General features: G+C 54.1%; 16 protein-coding genes. 13 read left to right on the top strand and 3 right to left on the bottom strand.

Features of this window, described 5'->3' with window-relative positions; all coding sequences use genetic code 11:
* The first annotated feature begins 67 nt into the window (after positions 1–67).
* The 8 genes from lptM to corA all read left to right on the top strand — a co-directional run bounded on the left by lptM (position 68) and on the right by corA (position 7,124).
* Positions 68–271 (top strand): LPS translocon maturation chaperone LptM, encoded by a 204-nt coding sequence (lptM, locus tag OGX97_RS03425; RefSeq protein ID WP_003017937.1) that lies wholly within the window; start codon positions 68–70, stop codon positions 269–271.
* Between the two features lie 49 nt (positions 272–320).
* The gene (dapF, locus tag OGX97_RS03420; RefSeq protein ID WP_003017933.1) at positions 321–1,145 is read left to right on the top strand and encodes a diaminopimelate epimerase; all 825 of its coding nucleotides are present in this window, start codon (positions 321–323) and stop codon (positions 1,143–1,145) included.
* Positions 1,142–1,849: a DUF484 domain-containing protein gene (locus OGX97_RS03415; protein ID WP_008787084.1), complete on the top strand. Its 708-nt coding sequence runs from the start codon at positions 1,142–1,144 to the stop codon at positions 1,847–1,849. Before dapF ends, OGX97_RS03415 begins: the two co-directional genes overlap by 4 nt.
* On the top strand, positions 1,846–2,748 hold the full coding sequence (gene xerC / locus OGX97_RS03410) for a tyrosine recombinase XerC (protein WP_103015294.1): 903 nt from the start codon (positions 1,846–1,848) through the stop codon (positions 2,746–2,748). Before OGX97_RS03415 ends, xerC begins: the two co-directional genes overlap by 4 nt.
* Positions 2,748–3,464, top strand: coding sequence for a 5-amino-6-(5-phospho-D-ribitylamino)uracil phosphatase YigB (yigB, locus tag OGX97_RS03405; protein WP_279851057.1), 717 nt, complete (start codon positions 2,748–2,750; stop codon positions 3,462–3,464). The genes xerC and yigB overlap by 1 nt, the downstream gene beginning before the upstream one ends.
* Positions 3,465–3,552: 88 nt before the next feature.
* Positions 3,553–5,715, top strand: a complete 2,163-nt coding sequence (gene uvrD / locus OGX97_RS03400; RefSeq protein WP_003828957.1) for a DNA helicase II — start codon at positions 3,553–3,555, stop codon at positions 5,713–5,715.
* 247 nt (positions 5,716–5,962) lie between these two features.
* Entirely contained in the window at positions 5,963–6,019 is a 57-nt protein-coding gene (gene ysgD / locus OGX97_RS03395) for a YsgD/CorL family protein (protein WP_212723238.1), read from the top strand.
* Positions 6,020–6,173: 154 nt separating this feature from the next.
* On the top strand, positions 6,174–7,124 hold the full coding sequence (gene corA / locus OGX97_RS03390; RefSeq protein WP_003017920.1) for a magnesium/cobalt transporter CorA: 951 nt from the start codon (positions 6,174–6,176) through the stop codon (positions 7,122–7,124).
* 72 nt (positions 7,125–7,196) lie between these two features.
* Here corA and rarD read toward each other — a convergent pair whose 3' ends face one another.
* Together rarD and yigI are read right to left on the bottom strand one after the other, a co-directional pair.
* Complete coding sequence (gene rarD / locus OGX97_RS03385) at positions 7,197–8,090, bottom strand: EamA family transporter RarD (protein ID WP_003828953.1); 894 nt, start codon at positions 8,088–8,090, stop codon at positions 7,197–7,199.
* A 51-nt stretch (positions 8,091–8,141) separates the two neighbouring features.
* Positions 8,142–8,609: an acyl-CoA thioesterase YigI gene (gene yigI / locus OGX97_RS03380; protein ID WP_003017917.1), complete on the bottom strand. Its 468-nt coding sequence runs from the start codon at positions 8,607–8,609 to the stop codon at positions 8,142–8,144.
* 165 nt (positions 8,610–8,774) lie between these two features.
* On the opposite strand from yigI, the gene pldA reads away from it, so the two are divergent.
* The 3 genes from pldA to rhtC all read left to right on the top strand — a co-directional run bounded on the left by pldA (position 8,775) and on the right by rhtC (position 12,246).
* Positions 8,775–9,644 carry a phospholipase A gene (gene pldA, locus OGX97_RS03375; protein WP_003828947.1) on the top strand — a complete coding sequence of 290 codons (870 nt, stop codon included), beginning with the start codon at positions 8,775–8,777 and terminating at the stop codon, positions 9,642–9,644.
* Between the two features lie 88 nt (positions 9,645–9,732).
* The gene (gene recQ, locus OGX97_RS03370) at positions 9,733–11,562 is read left to right on the top strand and encodes an ATP-dependent DNA helicase RecQ (protein ID WP_235126007.1); all 1,830 of its coding nucleotides are present in this window, start codon (positions 9,733–9,735) and stop codon (positions 11,560–11,562) included.
* A gap of 63 nt (positions 11,563–11,625) precedes the next feature.
* Positions 11,626–12,246, top strand: coding sequence for a threonine export protein RhtC (rhtC, locus tag OGX97_RS03365; RefSeq protein ID WP_003828942.1), 621 nt, complete (start codon positions 11,626–11,628; stop codon positions 12,244–12,246).
* A 45-nt stretch (positions 12,247–12,291) separates the two neighbouring features.
* On the opposite strand, the gene rhtB is transcribed toward rhtC, so the two are convergent.
* Positions 12,292–12,912, bottom strand: coding sequence for a homoserine/homoserine lactone efflux protein (gene rhtB, locus OGX97_RS03360; RefSeq protein WP_003828938.1), 621 nt, complete (start codon positions 12,910–12,912; stop codon positions 12,292–12,294).
* Between the two features lie 110 nt (positions 12,913–13,022).
* Here rhtB and pldB point away from each other — a divergent pair, with 110 nt between their 5' ends.
* Together pldB and yigL are read left to right on the top strand one after the other, a co-directional pair.
* Positions 13,023–14,039 carry a lysophospholipase L2 gene (gene pldB, locus OGX97_RS03355; RefSeq protein ID WP_003017911.1) on the top strand — a complete coding sequence of 339 codons (1,017 nt, stop codon included), beginning with the start codon at positions 13,023–13,025 and terminating at the stop codon, positions 14,037–14,039.
* 15 nt (positions 14,040–14,054) lie between these two features.
* Positions 14,055–14,855, top strand: coding sequence for a sugar/pyridoxal phosphate phosphatase YigL (gene yigL / locus OGX97_RS03350; RefSeq protein WP_008787091.1), 801 nt, complete (start codon positions 14,055–14,057; stop codon positions 14,853–14,855).
* Positions 14,856–14,924: the final 69 nt, after the last annotated feature.

Here is a 14,924-nt window from a genome sequence, read left to right as displayed (position 1 = left end):
TCTTGCTTTTACGCCTTCTCCTGCGATGATAGAAAACAGAAAGCATGAACTTTACAGGCAATCCATAATGAAAAACGTGTTAAAGCCACTCGCTGTCATTTTTACTCTGTTCAGCCTGACGGGCTGTGGGTTAAAAGGCCCGCTCTATTTCCCGCCAGCTGATAAAACCGCGCCGCCTCCGACCAAGAGCGTTCAGCCGCAATCGCAATCCACCACGCCTGAGAAAAACGATCGTGGGATTAGTGATGGGCCTTCTCAGGTGAATTACTAACGGCAGGAATAGATTTTACATTTCTGTACCCGCGTGAACGGAGTGAATGATGCAATTCTCTAAAATGCATGGCCTTGGCAACGATTTTATGGTCGTCGACGCGGTAACGCAGAATGTCTTTTTCTCACCAGAGCTGATCCGCCGCCTGGCCGACAGACATCTCGGCGTTGGATTTGATCAACTGCTGGTGGTTGAGCCTCCGTATGATCCGGAGCTGGATTTCCACTACCGTATTTTTAATGCCGACGGCAGTGAAGTGTCACAGTGTGGCAATGGCGCCCGCTGTTTTGCCCGTTTTGTTCGCCTGAAAGGGCTGACTAATAAACGTGATATTCGCGTCAGTACCGCGAATGGTCGTATGGTATTAACCGTCACCGACGACGAGCTGGTGCGGGTGAATATGGGCGAACCCAATTTTGAACCCTCGCAGGTTCCTTTTCGCGCTAACAAAGCAGAGAAGACCTATATTATGCGCGCAGCCGAACAGACAGTATTGTGCGGCGTGGTTTCAATGGGGAACCCGCACTGCGTGATTCAGGTTGATGATGTTGATACGGCCACGGTAGAAACACTGGGACCGGTTCTGGAAAGCCACGAACGCTTCCCTGAACGCGCCAATATCGGATTTATGCAGGTGGTAAAACGCGAGCATATCCGACTGCGCGTCTATGAGCGCGGCGCGGGTGAAACGCAGGCCTGCGGCAGCGGTGCGTGCGCTGCCGTTGCGGTCGGTATCCAGCAGGGGCTGCTGGCAGAAGAAGTGAGGGTGGAATTACCGGGCGGTCGACTTGATATCGCCTGGAAAGGTCCGGGTCATCCGCTGTATATGACTGGCCCGGCGGCACATGTCTACGACGGATTTATTCACTTATGAAGCAACCAGGGGAAGAACTACAGGAAACGCTCATGGAGCTGGACGACCGGGCGGTCGTCGATTACCTGCAACGTAATCCTGAGTTTTTTATCCGTAATGCCCAGGCCGTTGAAGCGATGCGAGTTCCGCACCCAGTGCGGGGCACGGTCTCTTTAGTGGAATGGCATATGGCGCGGGCACGTAATCATATTAACGTGCTGGAAGAGAACATGGCGTTGTTGATGGAACAAGCCAACGCCAATGAAAGCCTGTTCTATCGTCTGTTAAATCTGCAAGGACGGCTGGTGTCGGCCAGCAGTCTTGACGACATGCTGATGCGATTTCATCGCTGGGCGCGTGAGTTAGGGCTGGCCGGAGCGACGGTTCGTCTGTTCCCGGATCGCTGGCGACTTGGCGCGCCATCAAAATTCACCCATCTGGCATTAAGCCGTCAGGCTTTTGAACCGCTGCGTATCCAGCGTCTGGGTCAGTCACAGCACTATCTTGGGCCGCTCAATGGTCCGGAATTGCTGGTCATGATGCCGGAGGCGAAAGCCATAGGCTCGGTGGCGATGTCGATGCTCGGGCAAGATGGCTCTCTGGGCGTGATGCTGTTTAGCAGCCGTGACGTTAATCATTACCAGCAGGGGCAAGGCACGCAATTGCTGCAGGAAATCTCGCTGATGTTGCCGGAACTGCTGGAGCGCTGGATTGAACGCGTATGACCGATTCACCCCTTTCTCAGGATGTGGCGCGCTTTTTGCGCTATCTGGGCGTTGAGCGTCAGCTTAGCCCGGTCACATTGCTTAATTATCAGCGTCAGCTTGATGCCATCATTGCGTTAGCCGGAGAGACCGGTCTGCAAAGCTGGCAACAATGTGATGCTGCGATGGTACGTAGTTTTGCTGTTCGCAGCCGTCGTAAAGGACTGGGGCCGGCGAGTCTGGCGCTGCGTCTCTCTGCGTTACGCAGTTTCTTCGACTGGCTGGTTAATCAGGGCGAGCTGAAAGCTAATCCGGCAAAAAGCGTTTCCGCGCCGAAAGCACCGCGTCATCTCCCTAAAAATATCGATGTCGACGATGTTAATCGTCTGCTGGATATCGATCTCAACGATCCCCTTGCCGTGCGCGATAGAGCAATGCTGGAAGTGATGTACGGCGCGGGTCTGCGTTTATCTGAGTTGGTTGGGCTGGATATTAAACATCTTGACCTCGACACCGGCGAAGTGTGGGTGATGGGTAAGGGCAGTAAAGAGCGTCGCCTGCCGATTGGCCGCAACGCGGTGGCGTGGATTGAGCACTGGCTGGATCTACGCGGGCTATTTGGCAGCGATGACGATGCGCTATTTCTGTCCAAACTGGGCAAACGCATCTCGGCGCGTAATGTGCAGAAACGCTTTGCTGAATGGGGTATCAAGCAGGGGCTGAACAGCCACGTACATCCCCACAAATTGCGTCACTCCTTTGCGACGCATATGCTGGAGTCGAGCGGCGATCTGCGCGGAGTGCAGGAGTTATTGGGTCATGCCAATCTCTCCACGACTCAAATCTATACCCATCTTGATTTTCAACACCTGGCTTCAGTGTACGATGCGGCGCATCCGCGCGCCAAACGGGGGAAATAATGCGTTTTTACCGGCCTTTGGGGCGCATTTCTGCGCTCACCTTTGACCTTGATGACACCCTTTACGATAACCGTCCCGTTATCACACGCACCGAGCAGGAAGCGCTCGCGTTTGTACAGAATTACCATCCGGCGTTGAATTCGCTGCAAAATAGCGACCTACAGCGCTTACGTCAGGCCGTTCGTGACGCCGAGCCGGAAATCTACCACGATGTTACCCAATGGCGTCACCGTGCCGTAGAGCGCGCTATGCTGGAGGCGGGGTTGTCAGCGGCAGAAGCCAGAATGGGGGCGAATGCGGCGATGATGAATTTTGCCAAATGGCGTAGCCGCATTGAAGTCCCGCAGACGACGCATGACACGCTGAAGGCGCTGGCCCGCAAATGGCCGCTGGTGGCGATCACCAACGGTAACGCGCAGCCGGAACTGTTTGGCCTGGGTGATTACTTTGAGTTTGTGCTGCGCGCCGGTCCCGACGGGCGATCAAAACCGTTTAGCGACATGTACACGTTGGCGGCGGAAAAACTGAAAATGCCTGTGGGTGAGATTCTGCACGTGGGTGATGACCTGACGACGGACGTCGCGGGCGCCATCCGTTGTGGTATGCAGGCCTGCTGGATCAAACCGGAAAATGCCAACCTGATGCAAACCGCAGACAGTCGTTTGCTTCCGCATATCGAAATTTCACAGTTGGCATCTCTGACCTCGCTGATATAATCACCAGCAGAACTCTGTATATATACCCAGCTTTTTGGCGGATGGCGCTACGCTTATCCGCCATACCTACTTTTACGCGGCGGTGCCAATGGACGTTTCTTACCTGCTCGACAGCCTTAATGATAAACAGCGTGAAGCGGTGGCCGCGCCACGCAGCAACATGCTGGTTCTGGCAGGCGCGGGGAGTGGTAAAACGCGCGTGCTGGTGCACCGTATCGCCTGGTTACTGACGGTTGAGAACAACTCGCCGTACTCCATTATGGCGGTGACCTTTACCAACAAAGCGGCGGCGGAAATGCGCCACCGTATCGGCCAGATAATGGGAACCAGCCAGGGCGGTATGTGGGTAGGTACATTCCACGGTCTGGCCCACCGTCTGCTGCGCGCGCACCATATGGATGCGAACCTGCCGCAGGATTTTCAGATCCTCGACAGTGAAGACCAACTGCGTTTGCTCAAGCGTCTGATCAAGGCGATGAACCTTGATGAGAAGCAGTGGCCGCCGCGTCAGGCGATGTGGTTCATCAACAGCCAGAAAGACGAAGGGCTGCGTCCGCATCATCTGCAAAGCTACGGCAACCCGGTTGAGCAAACCTGGCAGAAGGTGTATCAGGCTTACCAGGAAGCGTGTGACCGCGCGGGGCTGGTGGATTTCGCCGAGCTGCTGCTGCGCGCCCACGAGCTGTGGCTCAACAAACCGCATATCCTGCAGCACTACCGCGAACGTTTTACCAATATCCTGGTGGACGAATTTCAGGATACCAACAACATTCAGTACGCGTGGATCCGCCTGCTGGCGGGCGATACCGGCAAGGTAATGATCGTCGGTGATGACGATCAGTCAATCTACGGCTGGCGCGGAGCGCAGGTGGAGAACATCCAGCGCTTCCTCACGGATTTCCCCGGCGCAGAAACTATTCGCCTGGAGCAGAACTACCGCTCGACTAACAATATCCTCAGCGCGGCCAACGCCCTGATTGAAAACAACAACGGGCGTCTGGGTAAAAAGCTGTGGACCGATGGAGTCGACGGCGAACCGATCTCGCTGTACTGCGCGTTCAACGAACTCGATGAAGCGCGCTTTGTGGTCAATCGTATCAAGACCTGGCAGGACAACGGTGGTGCGCTGGAGCAATGCGCTATTCTTTATCGCAGCAACGCCCAGTCGCGCGTACTGGAAGAGGCGTTGTTACAGGCCAGCATGCCGTATCGGATTTATGGCGGGATGCGCTTCTTCGAACGCCAGGAAATCAAAGATGCGCTTTCCTACCTGCGTCTGATCGCCAACCGCAATGACGACGCCGCATTTGAGCGCGTGGTGAATACGCCCACCCGCGGGATTGGCGATCGTACTTTGGATGTGGTGCGTCAGACCTCCCGTGACCGCCAGCTAACGTTGTGGCAGGCCTGTCGTGAGCTGTTGCAGGAAAAAGCCCTCGCTGGTCGCGCCGCCAGCGCCTTACAGCGCTTTATGGAGCTGATTGACGCACTGGCGCAGGAGACCGCCGATATGCCGCTGCACGTGCAGACTGACCGGGTGATTAAAGACTCCGGCCTGCGCATGATGTACGAGCAGGAAAAAGGCGAGAAAGGCCAGACGCGTATCGAAAACTTAGACGAACTGGTGACGGCAACGCGCCAGTTCAGCTACAACGAAGAAGACGAAGACTTAATGCCGCTGCAGGCGTTCCTGTCTCACGCTGCGCTGGAAGCGGGCGAAGGGCAGGCGGATACCTGGCAGGACGCGGTACAGCTGATGACGCTGCACTCGGCGAAAGGTCTGGAGTTCCCGCAGGTGTTTATCGTGGGGATGGAAGAAGGCATGTTCCCCAGCCAGATGTCGCTGGACGAAGGTGGTCGCCTCGAAGAAGAGCGCCGCCTGGCTTACGTAGGCGTGACCCGCGCAATGCAAAAGCTGACGCTGACCTACGCCGAAACGCGTCGTCTGTACGGCAAAGAGGTTTACCATCGTCCGTCGCGTTTTATCGGCGAACTGCCGGAAGCATGCGTTGAAGAGGTTCGCCTGCGCGCCACTGTCAGCCGCCCGGTGAGCCATCAGCGGATGGGCACGCCAATGGCGGAAAATGATACCGGCTATAAGCTTGGCCAGCGCGTGCGCCACGCTAAATTTGGCGAAGGCACCATCGTCAACCTGGAAGGAAGCGGCGAACACAGTCGTTTGCAGGTCGCATTCCAGGGGCAGGGGATCAAATGGCTGGTTGCCGCCTACGCCAGACTGGAAACGGTATGATCGCCTGATGTCGCTGCGCTTATCAGGCCTACGCGGAACGTAATATTTTGATTTGTAGGCCGGATAAGGCAAAGGCGCCATCCGGCTATCTGTCGGTTAATATTCTGAAATCATAGATAAATAATTCCCCTCTGCTAACCTTTCTGTATAAGGGGAAATTATTACTTTTTCGCCATCCGTTGCGTGTTGACGTCAAAATTTTGCTGGCGTAACATGCGCGCACGATTACGCTAAGAGGACATTCGCCTTGGACACACCCAGTAGATACTGGCTCATTATCCTGTCATCCAGGATCAACTCCTAAGGCTATCCCTTTTTGCTGATAGCCTTCGCGGTTGTCAGCGACCTTCTGTTTTTTCCCGTCGCGCTGAGTCAGGCTGTTTAATGGTCTGAAACCCAATTTGTTTCTGTGTGCCCTCCGAACTGTCCGATAATTTTTTGCATTGGGAGTCCCGGTCATGCTGAGCGCATTTCAACTGGAAAACAATCGTTTAACTCGCCTTGAGGCAGACGAGATCGAGCACCTGGCCAGTTCGGTTTGGGTCGATTTAGTCGAGCCCGATGACGAAGAACGAAACCGTGTGCAAAAGGACTTGGGCCAGAATCTGGCTACGCGCCCTGAACTGGAAGACATCGAAGCATCCGCACGTTTTTTTGAAGACGAAGACGGTCTGCACATCCACTCCTTCTTCTTTTACGAAGACGCCGACGATCACGCGGGTAACTCAACCGTCGCATTTACCATTCGCGAAGGCCGCCTGTTTACTCTGCGCGAGCGCGAACTGCCGGCCTTCCGCCTGTACCGCATGCGTGCGCGTAACCAGGCGATGGTGGATGGCAACGCCTACGAGCTGTTGCTCGACCTGTTCGAAACTAAAATTGAACAGCTGGCGGATGAGATCGAAAATATTTACAGCGACCTGGAAAAACTCAGCCGTGTGATCATGGAAGGGCGTCAGGGCGATGAGTATGACGAAGCGCTGTCGACGTTGGCGGAACTGGAAGATATCGGCTGGAAAGTACGTCTGTGTCTGATGGATACCCAGCGCGCGCTGAACTTCCTGGTGCGTAAAGCGCGTTTGCCGGGCAGTCAGCTGGAGCAGGCGCGTGAGATCCTGCGCGATATCGAGTCACTGCTGCCGCACAATGAATCGCTGTTCCAGAAGGTTAACTTCCTGATGCAGGCGGCGATGGGCTTTATCAACATCGAGCAGAACCGCATCATCAAGATCTTCTCGGTGGTTTCTGTGGTATTCCTGCCGCCGACGCTGGTGGCTTCCAGCTACGGGATGAACTTTGAGTTTATGCCGGAATTGCACTGGAGCTTCGGTTACCCGGGCGCGATTGTCTTTATGATGCTCGCGGGACTGGCGCCGTATCTGTACTTTAAGCGCAAGAACTGGCTGTAATAACTGTACTTATCCGGCCTACGGCGATGTGCTTTTGTAGGCCGGATAAGCGAAGCGCCATCCGGCACTCCCCTAGCTCCGACGAACCCGTCGTTGCGTATAAATCGCATCCATCACGAAAATCGCCAGTGCCACCCAGATAAACGCAAACGTGACCATTTTATCCGTTCCCGGGACTTCACCGTAGAAGGTGACGGCCAGCAGGAACATCAGCGTAGGCCCGATATACTGGAAGAATCCCAGCGTGGACAGACGCAGGCGGGTTGCCGCGCCGGTAAAGCACAGCAGCGGAATGGTGGTCACGACACCCGCGGCAATCAGCAGCAGGTTGAGCGACATGGGGTTTTGCCCCATATGGCTAGTTGAGCTGTCCGCAATGCCAAACAGATAGATGGCGGCGACAGGTAAAAGCCACAGGGTTTCGATCAGCATGCCGGTTTGTGCTTCGACGGCAATCTTCTTGCGCACCAGCCCATAGAACGCAAAGCTGAACGCCAGTCCCAGCGCGATTATTGGCAGCGATCCGAAGGTCCACAGCTGTACCAGCACGCCGCAGGCGGCTAACAGTACTGCCAGCCACTGCATGCGACGAAAGCGCTCACCGAGGAATAGCATTCCCAGCACAATATTCACCAGTGGGTTAATAAAATAGCCGAGGCTGGCTTCCAGCATATGGTGATTATTGACCGCCCAAATGAACAGCAGCCAGTTTCCGCCGATGAGCACTGCAGAGAGCGCCAGCAGGAAGATCTTCTTTGGCGTTTGTAGCAGCGTTTTAACGCCTGACCACTGGCGGCTGATGCTCATCAGTACCACCATAAAGAAAAATGACCAGATGACGCGGTGCGTCAGGATCTCATCCGCCGGGACATAGTAAATCAGCTTGAAGTAGGCAGGAGCGATACCCCAAATAAAATAAGCAGCAAGAGCGAGTAGCACGCCCTGCCGCGTTTGTTTAGCATCCATCGGGAAAACTCATTGCAGAAATGTAACAGCAGTTTACCTTTTTTTAGGCACTTACCCCACCATATAAGTGGCGGTTGCGCTGGCAATATAAAGCTGTTCTTCGTTATGCAATTCCACTCGCGCAACAGCGACTTTATTACCCGCCCGCAGCAGGCTACTGGTGGCGGTAAAGCGATTCCCTCTTCCGGGGCGCAGATAATCAACACGCAAATCGATTGTACCCATGCGTGACATCCGCTGACGCAGTTCGTCCTCGCTGATCGTTTCATGGCGGGTCAGCGTACTCCCAACGCATACCAGCCCGGCGGCGACGTCCAGCGCCGAGGCGATCACGCCGCCATGCAGAATGCTTTGCGCCCAGTTGCCGACCATCATCGGTTGGTTATTAAAGGCTAATTGAGCAAATTCTTTCTCATAGCGTTCGAGCTCCAGTCCCAGCGCCCGGTTAAACGGCATATGATAGACAAACATTTCACCCACTAACTTCAGCGCTTCCTCAGCAGTAAGTACGGCAGACATACGATCCCTACATCTCTATGGTTAATGAAATGTTGATATTATGCTTATTATTTGTTGTTTTCTACTTTAGGACGGGATAACTAACGAGGAACTAGCTAAGTATGTAGAATACTTGCCAGATAATTATACAATTCATCAATATTTTGGTTCAGGAGAACATTACCGATGCGGGCTATTCTGGGATGGTTACTACCAGCAATTATGCTGCCGTTGACCGCGTATGCGCAGGAAGCGACAGTGAAAGAGATTCATGATGCACCGGCGGTTCGTGGCAGTATTATCGCCAATATGCTGCAGGAACATGACAACCCTTTCACGCTTTATCCTTATGACACCAACTATCTTATTTACACCAATACCAGCGACATGAACAAAGAGGCGATCAGCAGTTATAGCTGGTCCGAAAATGCGCGCAAAGATGAGGTTAAGTTTCAGCTAAGCCTGGCGTTTCCGCTCTGGCGCGGGATATTAGGCCCAAACTCGGTACTTGGTGGTTCCTATACCCAGAAGTCCTGGTGGCAGCTTTCGAACAGTGAAGAGTCTTCACCGTTTCGCGAAACCAACTATGAACCGCAATTGTTCCTCGGTTTCGCCACCGACTATCGCTTTGCCGGTTGGACTCTTCGTGATGTCGAAATGGGTTATAACCATGACTCCAACGGCCGATCCGATCCCACGTCACGTAGCTGGAACCGTCTTTATACCCGTCTGATGGCTGAAAATGGTAACTGGCTGGTGGAAGTTAAGCCGTGGTACGTGATTGGTAGCACCGACGATAACCCTGATATCACTAAATACATGGGCTACTATCAGCTGAAAATGGGGTATCACTTGGGTGACGCGGTTATCAGCGTGAAAGGCCAGTACAACTGGAATACCGGCTACGGCGGCGCAGAGCTGGGGGCCAGTTATCCCATCACGAAGCATGTGCGTCTATACACTCAGGTCTACAGTGGTTACGGCGAATCGCTGATTGACTACAACTTCAATCAGACGCGTGTTGGTGTGGGCGTGATGCTCAACGATATCTTCTGATAAGTATTGAGAGTATTTTAATCATTGCAGTTTCTCTCTCAGGCGCTGAAAATAGCGCCTGTTTTTATTTCGGGCGAATGGGGTTAATGTGGCGCAGGCGGAAGTGTTGAATCTGGAAATGGGCGCTAAACAGGTTTTGCAGGAAACCTTTGGCTACCAACAGTTTCGCCCCGGTCAGGAAGAAATCATTGATACCGTGCTCTCTGGTCGCGACTGCCTGGTCGTTATGCCGACCGGCGGCGGTAAATCCCTGTGCTATCAAATTCCCGCATTATTGCTAAACGGGCTCACCGTTGTTGTTTCCCCGCTGATTTCCCTGATGAAAGATCAGGTCGATCAACTGCTAGCCAACGGCGTGGCGGCGGCGTGCCTGAATTCTACTCAAAGTCGTGAACAACAGCTTGAGGTGATGGCGGGCTGTCGCAGCGGGCAGATTCGCTTACTGTACATTGCGCCCGAACGCCTGATGCTGGATAACTTCCTTGAACATCTGGCGCACTGGAATCCGGTGCTGCTGGCGGTTGATGAAGCGCACTGTATTTCGCAGTGGGGGCATGATTTCCGCCCCGAGTACGCTGCGCTGGGCCAGCTGCGCCAGCGTTTCCCGACGCTGCCGTTTGTGGCGCTGACCGCGACCGCGGATGAGACAACCAGGCTGGACATTGTGCGTCTGCTGGGACTCAACGATCCGTTAATTCAGATCAGCAGCTTTGACCGCCCGAACATTCGCTACATGCTGATGGAGAAGTTTAAGCCGCTCGATCAGCTGATGCGCTACGTGCAAGAGCAGCGCGGTAAGTCTGGCATTATCTATTGTAACAGTCGCGCCAAAGTCGAAGACACCGCCGCGCGTCTGCAAAGCCGTGGCATCAGCGCCGGGGCTTATCATGCCGGGCTGGAAAATGCCGTACGCGCCGAGGTGCAGGAGAAATTCCAGCGTGATGACCTACAAATCGTAGTGGCGACCGTGGCGTTCGGTATGGGGATCAACAAACCTAACGTACGCTTCGTGGTGCATTTCGATATTCCGCGTAATATCGAATCCTATTACCAGGAAACCGGCCGCGCCGGGCGTGATGGCCTGCCGGCGGAAGCGATGCTGTTTTACGATCCGGCTGATATGGCATGGCTACGCCGTTGCCTCGAAGAGAAACCCGCCGGGCAACTGCTGGATATCGAACGTCATAAGCTCAATGCGATGGGGGCGTTTGCCGAGGCGCAGACCTGTCGTCGTCTGGTGTTGCTGAACTATTTTGGCGAAGGGCGCCAGGAGCCGTGTGGTAACTGCGATATCTGTCTTGACCCGCCAAAGCAGTACGACGGGCTCATGGATGCGCGCAAAGCGCTGTCGACGATTTATCGTGTTAACCAACGCTTCGGCATGGGGTACGTCGTGGAAGTGCTGCGCGGAGCAAATAACCAGCGTATTCGCGAACTGGCCCATGACAAGCTGCCGGTCTATGGCATTGGTCGCGAGCAAAGCCACGAACACTGGGTGAGCGTTATTCGCCAGCTTATTCACCTGGGCCTGGTGACGCAGAATATTGCTCATCACTCCGCGTTACAGCTAACCGAAGCCGCGCGTCCGGTGTTGCGCGGTGACGTTGCGTTACAGCTTGCTGTACCACGTATTGTAGCGCTGAAACCGCGTGCGATGCAGAAATCCTTAGGTGGTAACTACGACCGCAAACTGTTCGCCAAATTGCGTAAGCTGCGTAAAGCCATTGCCGACGAAGAGAACATTCCGCCGTACGTGGTGTTCAACGACGCCACGCTGATTGAAATGGCAGAGCAGATGCCGGTTTCACCGAGTGAAATGCTAAGCGTCAACGGTGTGGGGATGCGTAAACTGGAGCGTTTCGGTAAAGAGTTTATGGCGCTTATTCGCACACACGTTGATGGTGACGACGAAGAGTAGTCAGCCGGGCAAAAAAGTGCCAGGATGGTGACTCACTGAACTATTCCCCCGCGAGTCATTTTTATGTTAACGCTATTTTTCACCGTTGCGTTGGTGCATATCGTTGCGCTGATGAGCCCCGGTCCCGATTTCTTTTTTGTTTCTCAAACTGCGGTTAGCCGTTCGCGCAAAGAAGCTATGATGGGCGTGCTGGGCATTACCTGCGGCGTCATGGTCTGGGCTGGCGTGGCACTGCTCGGCCTGCATCTGATTATCGAAAAAATGGCCTGGCTGCATACCATTATTATGGTCGGCGGGGGGCTGTATCTGTGCTGGATGGGTTATCAGATGCTGCGCGGCGCGTTTAAAAAACAGGATGTTGCAGCGCCCACTCCGCAGGTGGAGCTGGCGCAGAGCGGACGCAGCTTTTTGAAAGGTCTGCTGACCAACCTGGCGAACCCTAAAGCCATTATCTATTTTGGCTCCGTCTTCTCATTGTTCGTTGGCGACAACGTGGGAACGGGCGCGCGTTGGGGGATCTTTGCTCTGATTATCGTGGAAACGCTGGCGTGGTTTACCGTGGTCGCCAGCCTGTTTGCTCTGCCGAAAATGCGTCGTGGCTATCAGCGTCTGGCGAAGTGGATTGATGGTTTTGCCGGTGCGCTGTTCGCAGGCTTTGGTATCCATCTGATTATTTCGCGCTAATTTACCAGCAGGCCGGATAAGCGCTAGCGCCATCCGGCACTCACATCACGCATGCCTTGCCGATGCCAGCAGGGCGCCTATCAGCATAAATAGCGAGCCAAACACTTTGTTGAGCGCCTTCATTTGCTTTGGTCCTTTAATCCAGCCAGCAATGCGCGTGGCCAACGTCGCGTAACCGATCATCACAATGATATCGACCACGATGGTCGTGACGCCAAGCACCACGTACTGCATCAACTGCGGTTCTTGCGGCAGGATAAACTGCGGGAACAGAGCGGCAAGGAAAACTATGCTCTTAGGATTGGTCAGATTAACAAAGACCGCGCGTTTGAACAGCCGGCTGCGCGATTGCGTATTCGCCATGGTATTCAGATCGATAGCACCCGCCGCCCGCCATTGTTGAATACCCAGCCAAATCAGATAGGCCGCTCCCGCCCACTTCAGCACCTCAAATGCGATCACCGAACGTGAAAATAGCGTTCCCAGTCCTACGCCAACCAGAACGATATGAATACCCAACCCGGTCTGCAAACCCGCAATCGACGCGCTGGCACCGCGATATCCGTGGCTGATGGCGGTGGTCATGGTATTGATTGCGCCAGAGCCTGGGGACAAGCTCAAAATAATAGAGGTCAGCAGGTAGGCGAACCACCATTCAAAGGTCATGAGAAACTCCCGGATTGTCTATTTTTATGCCACAATACGCTACTGCCGTTAGGTTGTGTCAGTGACGGCGAAAAAAACGATTTTACTTGGTCAGCGAGGCTGGATACCCGATGTTTCAGCAGCAAAAAGACTGGGAAACAAGAGAAAACGCGTTTGCTGCTTTTTCCATGGGGCCACTGACAGATTTCTGGCGTCAGCGGGAAGAAGCGGAATTTACGGGCGTGGATGATATTCCCGTACATTTTGTTCGTTTTCATGCAGAAAAAAACGATCGCGTCATCGTCGTCTGTCCTGGACGCATTGAAAGTTACGTGAAATACGCTGAACTGGCGTATGACCTGTTTCATTCTGGTTTTGACGTTCTCATTATCGATCACCGTGGCCAGGGGCGTTCCGGGCGTATGCTTTCGGATCCGCATCGCGGTCATGTCGATAACTTTAATGATTATGTCGACGATCTAACCGCCTTCTGGCAGCAGGAAGTGCTACCCGGCCCGTGGAGAAAACGCTATATCCTGGCGCATTCAATGGGCGGGGCGATTGCCACGTTATTCCTGCAGCGCCACCCGAATCAGTGTGATGCCATCGCGCTTTGCGCACCGATGTTTGGTATTGTGATGCGCTTTCCCGACTGGATGGTGCGCCATATACTGGACTGGGCCGAAGGGCATCCGCGGATCCGCGAAGGCTATGCGATGGGAACCGGGCGCTGGCGGGCGCTGCCGTTCGGTATGAATGCGTTAACCCATAGTCGACAGCGCTATCGGCGCAATCTACGCTTTTATGCTGATGAGCCGCGGTTGCGCGTTGGCGGCCCCACCTATCACTGGGTACGTGAAGGGATTCTGGCTGGCGAACAGGTTTTGGCTGGCGCCGGAGATGATGCGACGCCGACGCTGCTGATTCAGGCTGAAGAAGAGCGTGTGGTAGATAACCGCATGCACGATCGTTTTTGTGAACTCCGCGCTGCAGCGGGCCATCCTGTCGAAGGGGGGCAGCCGCTTGTCATCAAAGGCGCGTACCATGAGATCCTTTTTGAAAAGGACGCCATGCGCTCAGTCGCGCTTAACGCTATTGTCGAATTTTTCGACAAGCATAACTCATCCAGCGGAACCCGCTTTGCCTAGAGGTTGAATTTTCTTATGTATCAGGTTGTTGCGTCTGATTTAGACGGTACGCTGCTTTCTCCCGACCATACTCTGTCCCCTTATGCCAAAGAGACGCTGAAGTTATTGACCGCTCGCGGCGTTAACTTCGTGTTTGCGACTGGCCGTCATCATGTTGATGTGGGGCAAATTCGCGATAACCTCGGCATTAAAACCTACATGATCACGTCCAATGGCGCGCGCGTGCATGATTCTGACGGGAATTTGGTGTTTTCCCATAACCTGGATCGCGATATTGCCAGCGACCTGTTTGGCGTAGTGAATGCAAACCCGGACATCGTGACCAACGTATATCGTGATGATGAGTGGTTTATGAATCGCCATCGTCCGGACGAAATGCGTTTCTTCAAAGAAGCGGTGTTTAACTATTCACTGTTTGAACCTGCATTACTGGAGCCTGAGGGCGTCAGCAAAGTGTTCTTCACCACCGACTCTCACGAAAGGCTACTGCCGCTGGAGCAGGCGATTAACGCCCGCTGGGGCGATCGCGTCAACGTCAGCTTCTCTACGCTTACCTGTCTGGAAGTCATGGCTGGCGGCGTATCAAAAGGTCATGCGCTGGAAGCGGTAGCAAAAGCGATGGGCTACAGCCTGAAAGACTGCATCGCCTTTGGCGATGGGATGAACGATGCGGAAATGCTCTCCATGGCAGGTAAAGGCTGCATCATGGGCAACGCCCACCAGCGCCTGAAGGATCTGCACCCGGAACTGGAAGTCATTGGTCTTAATGCCGACGATGCCGTGCCACACTATCTGCGTGAACTGTTTTTGCAGTAACCTTCTGTTCGTTAGCTGACCAGTTGTCAACTAAAAACTCCGCTACAATGGGTGTACCTTTTGTTAAGA

Source organism: Citrobacter sp. Cpo061 (assembly GCF_030332845.1).
In the GTDB taxonomy this organism is placed as follows: Bacteria; Pseudomonadota; Gammaproteobacteria; order Enterobacterales; family Enterobacteriaceae; genus Citrobacter; species Citrobacter portucalensis.
Note: the sequence above shows the minus strand (reverse complement) of the source record. Positions and strands in the feature narration are given on the sequence as shown.